Genomic DNA, 10,823 nt, shown 5'->3' on the forward strand with positions numbered 1-10,823 from the left:
GGCGTGCCGATTGCCGGGGTTGACCTGCGTTCCGGGGAGGGGCACGCCGCCTGGCACGACTCAAGACGGTCGCATCCGTCGGCCCGCAGCGCCGTCGGGCGGCCAAGAGTCATAGGGCGCGGATCGAAAATGCCTGGTGAGATGGTGGAGAGCCCGGTTCGTGATCCAGAATGATCGGATGGTCACGCTCGAGACTCCCCGATTGATTCTGCGTCGCTGGCGCGAGGACGACGTTGCGCCCATGGCTGCCATCAATGCCGACCCGGAGGTCATGCGGTGGATCCGTGACGGCAGCGTCCGTGACGAGCAGCAGACTCGCGGCGGGATCCAGGCATGGGAGAGCGAGTGGGAGTCACAGGGGTTCGGCCTGTTCGCTGTGGAGATCAGGTCCAGTGGCGAGCTGGCCGGGTTCACCGGCCTTTCGGTACCCGGCTTCCTGCCGGAGGTACTGCCGGCGGTTGAGGTCGGCTGGCGGCTGGGACGTTCCTACTGGGGGCAGGGCTTGGCCACCGAGGCCGCTGCGGCAGCTGTGCGTTTCGGGTTCGAAGAGCGAGGGCTGGAGCGGATCGTCAGCATCGCTCAAGTGGGCAACGACGCCTCCGAACGGATCATGACCAAACTGGGGATGCGTCCGGTCCGTGAGACCGTCAGTCCCTCCGGCGGTCGGCGAGTCCGGGTGTTCGAGTTGTCGTCGGACCAGTACGTCACCAGCACTCGTTGACGGCGGCTACGAGGACGGTAGCCGGGCTCGTCAAAGACACCGCGCACTGTTCATCCGTGAGATCTCCCCGCCCCATGAACCGAGATCATCCACAGCTCCAGACCTCTCGTCGTAGGACACAATCGGGCGGTGACGCGATCCCCGAACTGTGACCGCTCCCTTGAAGAGCTTGAACGCGACCGCTGGCCAGCTCCTCCGGCGGACGCCACCCGCCTTGTCGCTGCTGCACACGCCTTGCGGCGTCGGCCGATCGGTGAGCTGGCAGTCGAGGACATGCGTCTGTTGATCGGGCAGGACATAGGACTGCCCTACCTCCTGCCGCTGGCCCTGAAGGTACTGCGGGACAACCCGATGGCAGGGGGAGACATGTACGAAGGTGATCTGCTGTCCGCGGTCCTCACCAGAAACCCAGCGGTCTGGATCGAGTCTCCCGAACTTGACCGAGAGCTTCGCGCGATCGTCTCGGCGTTGAGCGACCCACCACCTGATCTGCAACAGAAGGTTGAGGGGTTCATGACGCCGTAGTGCACTGACGCGGGATGTCGCCCATGGATGGGCAGACCGGCGTATCTACGGAACTTCTCGCGGGAGCGGGAGCGGGAGCAGGAGCGGGAGCGTGCCCTGCCGTGTCGCCGGTCGGCCGCGGGCGAGCCGGCGGACCATGAGGCCGATCATTGCCCAGCGGATCATGGTTTCGGAACGCGCCGGGCTGGTTTCGTAGTCCCGGGCGAGGCGGCGGTGGGCGGTGAGCCATGAGAAGGTGCGCTCGATCTCCCAGCGCTTGGGCTGGACCTGGAAGCCGCGCCGGCCAGGGTCTTTGCGGACGATCCCCAGCTCACGGCCGAGGACCTGGGTGGTCCGGTCGACCAGGCGCCCAGCGAAGCCTTGGTCCGCCCAGTCTTCCGGATTTGCGGATGGTCGAGTCCACAGCAGCGGCTGCTTCGCGCCATCTCGATCCTGGACGCTGGCCGCGACAACATGGACGCGACGAGCAGGCCGAGGGTCTCGGTGACCAGGTACCTCTCGCGGCCCTTGATTTTCTTGCCCCCGCCGAAGCCCCTGGTGGACGCCGGGACGGTGTCGGCGGTGCGGACAGACTGCGAGTCGATCAGCCCTGCGATCGGCTGTGCCTTTCGGCCGTCGGCTTTACGGACCCGGCCGCGCAGGACGTCACCACGTAGAAGATCGCGTCCACGATCGGCCGCAACGACTCCACCAACACCCACTGTTCATCCGTCAGATCCGACGGACACTCGCTCCCAACACCACTCACGCAGAGGTCGACCACCGCTCCAGGTGACAGGCACGGCAGAACGCGGTCGGAGTTAGCTCACTGCCCTGTTTGCCCTGCCTGCCTTGCGGATTGGCGGGCCGAGAACCCTGTCGACTTCCGTGGACACGGCGTGGAGGAGCTCCTCACCGAACAAGCAGAGAGACCCTTCCCAAGGGTGCCCGAAGCTGCCGAAGCGGAAGTCTTCCGCGAGGAAGATGAGATAGTCCCCGTCGGGATACGGACTCAGCGGCCAGGCCGGTTGCCCAGGACTGCCGACTCTCTGCGGTGCGAAGCGATAGGACGTGTGCTGCCAATCGAGGGCAAGCAGTGTGCCTGCCGGGCCGGCGCAGGAGGTCAACCCCTGCTCGACCACCGCGACCAAGCGGTCCAGGCGCTCGTCACACGGATCGTCATCGAGTACCGAAAGATTCCAGGTCACCGATGCGCAGGGTTCCTTGATGGCCGGCCACTTCGACGTACTTGTACTCGGCCGGAAGTCGAAAACCTCGTAGAAGCGGTTCCATACGCGACCGTACTCCGCCTCCGACAGCACCGCCACAGGATCGTCCATCATGGCGCGATCCTAGTGATCCACCTGAGTGGTGGCCGCTGAGAAGATCACTCACGGAAACGCGGATGGAACCAAGTTCGCAGATCCCTGACACGCAAGAGTCATGGGTCACAGCCACTCGTGGGTCCAGTCGGGAAGTTCGGTCTGGCCCTTCTCGGGGCGGTGCGGGATGACCAGGCCGGTACCCCGGAAACCGCCGTCCGCGATCACCGAGGTCTTCCCGAAGGCATCCTCGGCACCGGACAGTTCCCCCGCCTTGCAGTCTTCGACTGCGCGGCGACGGTGCGATCGCGGGAGGGGACCAGGGTGCCATCCACGCTTAGCACGGCGTCCCTGCGGAATCGCTTGCGCTGCTGGAGCGCAAGCGGCGGACCGAAGTGGTCGATAGTGCGGTCAGCGGTTGACCTGGACACCCCGAACAGCGGTGCCAGCTGCCGCAACATCAGCTGGTCCGCCTATACCTGGCTGAACCCGGTCCTCCAGCGGCAGACTCCGCGGCCGGCCCTTGCGGACGGGATCCGCACCCTCGCGCCGCAACGCGGTGATCAACTTGCCTGGACAACACCGCGCAGACACCCACTTGACGCCACGGCGTGGGCGGTGGCGTGATCACTGGCAGGTGATCAACGGGATCGATCACCCCGCAGCTCGGTCGATGCCGGTGTCCTGTTCGTGGTCGTTCGGAACCGGCGATCCGGCTGAGGTCGGGCACGCCGAGGACAGAGCGGTCGTCGATCTGGGCGAGCTTGGCTTCGGCGCCAGCGAGGCTGACGTTGAGGCCCTCTCTGAACTTTGGGGCTGTTCCGTCCCAACGTCTCTGATCTGTAGCTCCCTCTGATCTGTAGCTCCCTCTGATCTGCAGCTCTCTGAAACCGAATTGGTGATGCCGCCAGTGGGATCACAGCAACTGTTCCGGAGAGTGAGGCCGCTCCGCCTGCCGCCTCGGTACCGTGACTTCGCATGACCGACGCCGAGATCGAGATCACCGCAGAGCTGGTCCGCGACCTGCTGCAAGAGCAGCATCCAGACCTTGCAGGGCTGGCCATCCGGGAGGTGGCGGGCGGCTGGGGCAACCAAATGTGGCGCCTCGGGGACGAGCTGGCTGTGCGCATGCAGCGCATGGACCCCACTCCGGAGCTCCAGCTGAAGGAGCGGCGGTGGCTACCGGTGCTGGCCCCGCGCTTGCCGCTCCCGGTGCCGCTCCCGGTGCGGTTCGGCGATCCGTCCGAGCGCTTCCCCAAGCACTGGACCGTGATGACGTGGGTTCCCGGCGAGCCGCTGGACCACGGCGGGATCAGCCGCGGCGCCCACGCGGCCGACACGCTGGCGGGCTTCCTCCGGGCGCTCCATGTGGAGGCGCCCGCCGAGGCGCCGATCTCTACGGACTTCGGTGCCCATCCCAAGGACTGCACGGACGGCTTCGAGAACTTTTTCCAGGCCGTTGGCCCCGACGACGTCGCTGTCGACCTCCGGGCTGTATGGGACGACGCCGTTGCGGCCCAGGCGTGGGAGGGCCCGCCGGTGTGGGTGCACGGCGACCTCCATCCCGCGAACGTCGTCGTCTCGGACGGAACGCTCTCGGGCATCGTCGACTTCGGTGCTATGTTCGCCGGCGATCCGGCGTGGGACCTCGCCGCCGCTTGGGTGCTGCTGCCCGCGGGCACGGCCTCACGGTTCTTCGACATGTACGCGCAAGCAGACGAGGCGGCGATCCGGCGCGCCCGCGGGCTGGCTGCTATGAAGAGCCTGTTCCTGATGCTCATGGGGCGGAACGGAGATCGGGGCCTTCCCGGCGGCAAACCGCACTGGGGACCTGCAGGCCGGGCGGCGCTTGATCGTGTTCTGAAGCGCGTTTGATGCACGCTTCCTTGAACCTACTCTTCGACCGGCACCCGGAGCGCCCCGTCATCCTGGCGGGCCGAGAGCGTGAGGGGCAGCAGAGTTCTCCGGCCTGCCGAACTCATGGCCCTTGGGAGATGCGATCCCATGGTCGTGTAGGGCAGTATCGCCTCATGGTCGACTTTGTGCCCTCCCCAGACGAGGTGGCCGCAGCGCAGACACCCGACGGAGGCTGGACGAGAAAGCAGCTTGCGGAGTGGGGGGTTCCCTGGCCGCCGCCGCCGGGCTGGCGCAAGCACTTGGAGGCGAAGTGGAGGGGCGAGGATGTCGGGTCGCTGCCTCATGAGAAGCCGGACCAGGACACCCTGTTCTGACGCATCCCGCTGATTCGTCTCCTCCAACAACCGTTGCACTGTTTGTTGCCGGCCCCGAGTCCGAGCTGGCTTTTCTCTCCTGCGGAAGAGGGTTCTCCTGGCCAGTTGACCGCCGTCACCCATAGGGTGACGGGGACGTCAGCTCTGCTGGCAGCGATCCGCTCACGCGCCAGCGTACGGGCCTGCTTGGTGCCGCGCGCTGAGTCGGGCGAGGATCGTCGCGAGCGGCCTGATCTTGCCCCAGGGGGCCCTCGGGGATCTCGGTGGGGAATACCCAGATCCGGCTGGCGTCACGCGGCCAGGCGCCGTTCTCCGCGTCGAGGATTGCCTTGGTGACCTCGGTGATGACACTCGCACTCTGGCATCGCTGCCGATGCTCGCCCCGCAGACCGCAGACCGCAGACCGCAGACCGCAGACCGCACTAGCAACTCCTAACCCTGAGTGGAAGGGAGGTCTTCCCCGTGGGATGCCTGCGGCCGGCAGTCGCCCATGCGCCGAGCCCGTTCTCGCGAGCCGACCGGAGCCGAATGCGGGCGGCAGATTCCGGGAGCCGCGCACACGTGGGAACCGTGCGCCGTGGGCAGAGCGCAGGGGCGGGCCCGGTCAGTTGGCCGACGTGTTCCGTGTCATCTCGGCTGCCTCGGTGAGGGCGCGTTGTCTGAGATCGCCGAACAGCTGCATCGTGACGGCGGCCAGGACGTCGTCCCCGCCAACAGTGCGCCCGTCCCCGCGGCGGGTGGACAGGGCGAGGAGGGGGTCCTTGAGCAGTGGGGCCGGGGCCGGCTCGCCCGGCACCACCAGGCTGACCGTCCCGAACCGCTTGACCCCGCCCTCGCGGACTACCTTGGCCGCGTCCCGGGCCAGGGCCGTCAGGAACACGCTCGCGATTCCGTCCAGGTCGCGGACCATCGCCGGGACGGCCCTCACCTGCCGGCTCCCCAGCAGCCTTTTCACCCCGGCCTCGAACCGGTGGGCGCCGGCCACACCACTTGGTGTACGCGCCCCGCGGCGCTCACGAAGAGACACGAGCGCACCGTCGGCGTTGCGTACCTCGCCCATCAGGCCGTGGAAGGTCGGGCTGTGCAGGTACCACGCCGATCCCACCTCCACCTCGATGTTCCGGTCGATCGCCGAGATGAGGTCCTTGGGAATCAGTCTCGTCCTGGCCTCTTCGGCCGCCGCGCTTCTCGCGCCGTCGATGATCTCCGTCAGTACGGTCCGCGTCACCGACGCGGCGGCCCACGCGGCCGGCCGGGAGACGTGCAAGGAGGTCACGTCCCTGAACACCGCTTTGACGAGCTGAGGCTTGAACGGCAGGTCGGTCACGACGGAAGCGGTCTGCGGACCGCTGCGCTCGGTGCACAGGAGTTGTGTGGTCATCGAAGAATGTGCTTTCTGCTGTCGGAGGTGTGAGTGGCCCATGCCGCACCGGGCGGCGAGACCACAGAGTTCTGCGGAGGGCGTCGAGCCGGCGCAGGGCCTGCCGGGCGGGGCCGCCGGCACACAGTGGTGCAGGCGGCCCCGTCCGGATTCTCGGCGTTCCGGCGACCGGGCGTGCGGCAGGGGGTGCTACCCGGGCGACGCGCTGTGGTGCGGCGCCGTGCCGGTCAGGCGACCTGGTACCTGCCGACTTCCAGGAAGTGACGCAGTGCTTCGGGTGTGTTGTCGTCGAGGGCGGCGTTGGCTGCCGCGCGCAGGGCCGGGCTGATGGACGGGTCGGCGAGGATGCGGGCGATGGCGACGCGGTCGTCCTCGGCCTGGGCTATCCGATAGCCGGTCTCCAGCCAGGCGCGCATCGCCTCGGGGTCGTTGGCGTCCAGGAGGGCGTTGACCTCGGCGATGACGCGCCGGCCGCTGTCGGGGTCGGCCAGCAGGCGCGTGATGGCGACGTGGTCGTCCTCGGCCTGGGCTATCCGATAGCCGGTCTCCAGCCAGGCGCGCATCGCCTCGGGGTCGTTGGCGTCCAGGAGGGCGTTGGCTTCTCGTGTCACACGCCGGCCGCTGTCCGGGTCGGCGAGGATCCGGACTATGGCCACCCTCAGGTCGTCGGCGTCCGGCTCGTCCGCGGACGAGGACACCTGGGTCACCGTCACCGCGGTCGGTGCTGCTGTGGCGGCGAAGGACGGGGTGGCGAGCAGGAGGGCCGGGGCGAGGATGCCCGCGGCAATGCCGGGCGCTACGCGATGCAGTCGCAAGGGGAATGCTCCTTTTCGTGTGCTATGGAGGTGAGTTGAGGACGCCTCAGGGCGTTCACTTCGGTGATGCTGCCACGTGGGTCTGACAGTGGCAGTTGCCCGGCTGCGGTCGCAGGGCACCGTGGCCGCGGACGTGGCCGGTGTTTCATGGCGACGCGCCTTCGAGAAGGGCGGCCTTGAGTGCGGCTCGTGGCTGTCGGGGCATGATCGGGGCGAGACGATTCCTGGGGGCGGTCGTGGTGTGGTCCGAGCGTGTGGTGGTGCGCGACGGGGTTCGGCTTGTCTGCCGGGACCGGGGCGGACTGGGGCAGCTGGTCGTGCTGCTGCAAGGCTTGGCCGGTCATGCGGGTGAGTGGGAGGTGGTGGCCTCGCGGCTGATTGCCGGTATCGGGTCGTCGCGGTCGATCAGCGGGGGCACAGCGCGAGCGAGCGTCATCCGCAGGATGTCTCCCTGGCCGCAGTCGGGGGTCACGCACCAGCGCGTGACCTGCACCGCCGGTGGGTGGGATGTAGACGGTGCCTTCCGTTGCTCAGCGGTGAGTTGACTGACGGTCAGCGGCCGATAGACCGCTGCGGTCGTTGTCGGCGTGCACGCGCTGTACTGCCCGTCACCCGTACAACCTTCCGGTGAGAGCGCCGGTCTCGGGAAGCGGCGCCACACCACCTCGTGTTCATGCAACGTCCCGCACGACCCATGTCTTGGCGGCCGTCCACACCGTCCTCGCCATCACGCTCGGCGCCGGCGCCCTGTCCGTCCCGTCCCCCGCCGCCCCACTGCGGACCGCGGGCTTGCTGGACATGAACGACGCGGCCATCGACGGCTCCCACGTCCGGGCCCTCAAAAGGGGGCTCACATCAGACCTTCGCCGGTCGACCGCGCGCGCCCGGGCAGCAAGCACCACCTGATCACCGACCGCCACGGCACTCCCCTCGCCATCTCGCTGACCAGCGGAAACCGGCACGACGTCACTCAGTTGATGCCCTTGCTGGATGCGATACCCACATCCGCGGGCTCCGCGGGCTCCGCGGGCTCCGCGGGCACCCGAGGCACCGGCCGGGCCGACTGTTCGCCGACCGCGGCTATGACTACGACAAGTACCGCCGCCTCCTGCGGACCCGCGGCGTCACACCGAAGATCGCCCGCAAGGGCACCACCCACGGCTGGCCTGGGCCACACCTGCTGGGTCGTCGAGCGGACCTTCGCCTGAGCGGCTACGATCCGCTACGAGATACGCGCCTGCATCCACCTCAGCCTGCTCCAACTCGCCTGCACATCATCTGCTTGAGACGACCCCGAACTTCATTCTGAAACGATCAGTAAGCCCTTTCTGGGCAGCGGTTGTTCACCACTTCCGGTTCTGGCTCGCTTTCCGTGGGGCGGTCACACAACTCACGCCCGCGCCCAGTCCAGTCCAGTCCGAGGGCCGCGAGTGCGGCGAGACGTTCGGCGGTGAGCTTCCCCCGCCTGGAACGGCTGTTGGAGAGAATAGCCCCAGCTTCACCAAGCGCTCGCGGGGATTCCGACGACAGCGGCTGCCGATGGTGCGGACGATCCGTCGCGTTCGGAGAAAGCGCACCCTTCGCCGACGGGCGGGCGATCACGAACACCCCCGAGAATAAGTCGAGCTGGAGGCGGGGGTGGGTTGTGGGTCTCTTGCAAAGAACCGCATAACCGGTATATTTCTGGTCGGTCAGGCGGGTGCCCGGCTCCGGGCGCGTCAACTCGCTTTTAGGGGGAGGGAGTTGTTCCGTTAGGGGAGGGGCCGGGTCTGTGTCATGGGCCGGGGTTTTTGTTTGTTTTGTCCGTGTGGTTGTTGGCGGGGGAGGCCGGCGATGGCGGGTGTGTCGGGTGTGGTTGAGGCGGATGTGGTGGTCGTGGGGGGCGGGCCGGTGGGGTTGGTGGTGGCGTGTGAGTTGGCGGGGTGGGGGGTGCGTGTGGTGGTGGTGGAGTCGGAGGTCGTGGTGTCGGAGCGGCCGAGGGCGACGACGGTGCATGCGCGTGCGGTGCAGTGTCTGGTGCGGCGTGGTCATCTGGAGGGGTTGGCGGGTGTGAGGGGCGGCCGTTTTTCCGGCCCCGGCTCGGTTCCCGGGTCGGGCCACGGCTCTGTCTCCCGGTCGGGGCCCAGGTCTGTTTCCCGTTCGGGTCTTGGCTTGGGTTCTGGTGCGGGTGTTGGTTCAGGTTCCGGTTCGGGTGTGGATGGTGGGGTGGTGTTTCATTTTGCGGGGATTCCGGGGCTCGTGGTATCGGCGCCGGGTGGGGAACCGGTGGCGGTGTTGAAGTGTGAGCAGGAGGTGTTGGAGCGTCATTTTGAGGCGCGGGCCCGGGGGTTGGGTGTACGGGTGTTGCGGGGGTGTCGGGTGGTCGGGGTGCGGCAGTGGCGGGGTGGGGTGGTGGTGACGGCGCGGGGGGCGTTCGGGTCGGTGGTGTGTCGGGGGTTGTTTGTGGTGGGGGCGGATGGGGCGCGCAGTGTGGTGCGGGAGCAGGGGGGTTTTGCGTCGCGGGTGTATCCGGCGTCGGTGTCGGCGTTGGCGGGTGACGTGCGGTTGGAGGTGGGGGGATCCTTGGTGACGGGGTGGCATCGTACGGAGCGGGGGTGGTTGGTGGTGAAGGAGGCGGAGGGGGGCTGGGTGCGGTTGCGGACGGTCAATGGTGCGGGGCCGTGTGCGCAATGGCGAGTGGCGCCGACTGTGGAGGAGCTGCGGCGTGAGGTGTCGTGGATCGTGGGGCGTGAGGTGGCGATCGGGGAGGGGCGGTGGCTGAGCCGGTTCAGTGATTTTTCGCGGGTGGCTTCTTCTTACCGGCGGGGGCGGTTGTTCTTGGTGGGGGATGCGGCGCATGTGCATTTCCCTGTGGGGGGGCAGGGGTTGAGTACGGGGTTGCTGGATGCGGTGGATCTGGGGTGGAAGCTGGCGTTCGCGGTGCGGGGGTGGGCGGGTGCGGGGCTGCTGGACACGTATGACCAGGAGCGGCGGCCGGCTGCGCAGCGGGTGATCGACCATACGCGGGCGCAGGTGGCATTGATGCGGCCCGGTCCGGAGCTGGAGCCGTTGCGGGCGTTGTTCGATGAGTTGCTGGCGGGGGGCGGGGAGGCGGGTGTGCTGGCGTCGATGGTGAGCGCGCAGGACACGGTGCTGCCGTCGTGCGGGCGTTCTCCGGTGTATTGGGAGGGGAGGTTTTTGCCGAATGTGGCGCTGGTGACGCGTGAGGGGCCTACGGATGTGATCGCGTTGCTGGCCGGGGGCGGGCCGCTGCTGCTGCTGTTCGGGCAGGGAGACGCGGGCGGCGGGTTCGAGGAGCAGGCGCGGGGGTGGGCGGGTTTGGTGCGGGTGGTGCATTGCGACGCGGTGCCGGGGCTGGAGCGTGATGCGCTGCTGGTGCGGCCGGACGGTTATGTCGCTTGGGCCTCCGGCCGGGAGGGGCGGGAGGGGCCGGCCGGCGTGCTGGAGGAGTATTTCGGTGCGCCGGTGCGGGTGGGGGAGGTGCCGGTCGGTGTGGTCGGCTGACCGGGTGGGGCGCGCGGGCCGGGCGGCCTACCCGGTGGGGTCGGCTGCCGGGATGGGCCGGCTGGCGAAGGTGGCCTGGCGAGGGAGGTGCAGGCCGGCACGGCCGGCTGGCGGGAGGTGCCGGTTGCGGCGGTGTGGCCGGCAGGCCGGGGGCGCGGGGGCGGTACTCCGGTGCGCCGAGGGCGGGGGGGCTGACCGGTGGGGTCGCCTGGCCGGGGCGGGCGGGCCGGTGTGGGGGGTTGGTCGGGGGAGGTGCGGGCCAGCTGACGGGCCGGGTGCTGGGGGTCAGCTTGTCGGGTGTGTGTGGGCTGGTGTGGGGGGTGTGCCGGGTGGTGGGGTTAGTGG

General features: G+C 68.5%; 7 protein-coding genes and 3 pseudogenes. 6 read left to right on the top strand and 4 right to left on the bottom strand.

Features of this window, described 5'->3' with window-relative positions:
- Nucleotides 1-178: 178 nt before the first annotated feature.
- On the top strand, nt 179-721 hold the full coding sequence (locus tag ASD48_RS30650; protein ID WP_079074069.1) for a GNAT family N-acetyltransferase: 543 nt from the start codon (nt 179-181) through the stop codon (nt 719-721).
- A 129-nt stretch (nt 722-850) separates the two neighbouring features.
- Nucleotides 851-1,246 carry a contact-dependent growth inhibition system immunity protein gene (locus ASD48_RS30655; RefSeq protein WP_057604993.1) on the top strand — a complete coding sequence of 132 codons (396 nt, stop codon included), beginning with the start codon at nt 851-853 and terminating at the stop codon, nt 1,244-1,246.
- 800 nt (nt 1,247-2,046) lie between these two features.
- On the opposite strand, the gene ASD48_RS30665 is transcribed toward ASD48_RS30655, so the two are convergent.
- Both ASD48_RS30665 and ASD48_RS42715 read right to left on the bottom strand, forming a co-directional pair.
- A complete protein-coding gene (locus ASD48_RS30665; protein ID WP_057604995.1) occupies nt 2,047-2,568 on the bottom strand; it encodes a DUF2716 domain-containing protein in 522 nt (173 codons plus the stop codon).
- A 123-nt stretch (nt 2,569-2,691) separates the two neighbouring features.
- Nucleotides 2,692-3,141, bottom strand: a pseudogene (locus ASD48_RS42715) (IS5/IS1182 family transposase); the annotation flags it as partial.
- A gap of 384 nt (nt 3,142-3,525) precedes the next feature.
- Between ASD48_RS42715 and ASD48_RS30670 the strand changes: the two are divergent.
- On the top strand, nt 3,526-4,422 hold the full coding sequence (locus ASD48_RS30670) for an aminoglycoside phosphotransferase family protein (protein ID WP_057604996.1): 897 nt from the start codon (nt 3,526-3,528) through the stop codon (nt 4,420-4,422).
- A 960-nt stretch (nt 4,423-5,382) separates the two neighbouring features.
- Here ASD48_RS30670 and ASD48_RS30675 read toward each other — a convergent pair.
- A complete protein-coding gene (locus tag ASD48_RS30675; RefSeq protein WP_057604997.1) occupies nt 5,383-6,159 on the bottom strand; it encodes a hypothetical protein in 777 nt (258 codons plus the stop codon).
- A gap of 227 nt (nt 6,160-6,386) precedes the next feature.
- The gene (locus tag ASD48_RS30680; protein ID WP_057604998.1) at nt 6,387-6,974 is read right to left on the bottom strand and encodes an ALF repeat-containing protein; all 588 of its coding nucleotides are present in this window, start codon (nt 6,972-6,974) and stop codon (nt 6,387-6,389) included.
- Nucleotides 6,975-7,210: 236 nt separating this feature from the next.
- Between ASD48_RS30680 and ASD48_RS45765 the strand changes: the two are divergent.
- The 3 genes and pseudogenes from ASD48_RS45765 to ASD48_RS30695 form a co-directional block, all read left to right on the top strand.
- Nucleotides 7,211-7,434 (top strand): annotated as a pseudogene (locus ASD48_RS45765) (alpha/beta fold hydrolase); the annotation flags it as partial.
- A gap of 308 nt (nt 7,435-7,742) precedes the next feature.
- Nucleotides 7,743-8,283, top strand: a pseudogene (locus ASD48_RS44930) (transposase); the annotation flags it as partial.
- Between the two features lie 524 nt (nt 8,284-8,807).
- A complete protein-coding gene (locus ASD48_RS30695; protein WP_057605000.1) occupies nt 8,808-10,478 on the top strand; it encodes an FAD-dependent monooxygenase in 1,671 nt (556 codons plus the stop codon).
- The last annotated feature ends 345 nt before the right edge of the window (nt 10,479-10,823 follow it).

Origin of the sequence: Streptomyces sp. Root1310 (genome assembly GCF_001426425.1) — a bacterium.
Taxonomy (GTDB): Bacteria; Actinomycetota; Actinomycetes; order Streptomycetales; family Streptomycetaceae; genus Streptomyces.

What these genes read in the sequence shown, in the direction of transcription:
- ASD48_RS30650 (WP_079074069.1), top strand. Translation starts at nt 179, where the DNA reads ATGGTCACGCTCGAGACTCCCCGATTGATTCTGCGTCGCTGGCGCGAG.
- ASD48_RS30665 (WP_057604995.1), bottom strand. Translation starts at nt 2,568, where the DNA reads ATGATGGACGATCCTGTGGCGGTGCTGTCGGAGGCGGAGTACGGTCGC.
- ASD48_RS30670 (WP_057604996.1), top strand. Translation starts at nt 3,526, where the DNA reads ATGACCGACGCCGAGATCGAGATCACCGCAGAGCTGGTCCGCGACCTG.
- ASD48_RS30675 (WP_057604997.1), bottom strand. Translation starts at nt 6,159, where the DNA reads ATGACCACACAACTCCTGTGCACCGAGCGCAGCGGTCCGCAGACCGCT.
- ASD48_RS30695 (WP_057605000.1), top strand. Translation starts at nt 8,808, where the DNA reads ATGGCGGGTGTGTCGGGTGTGGTTGAGGCGGATGTGGTGGTCGTGGGG.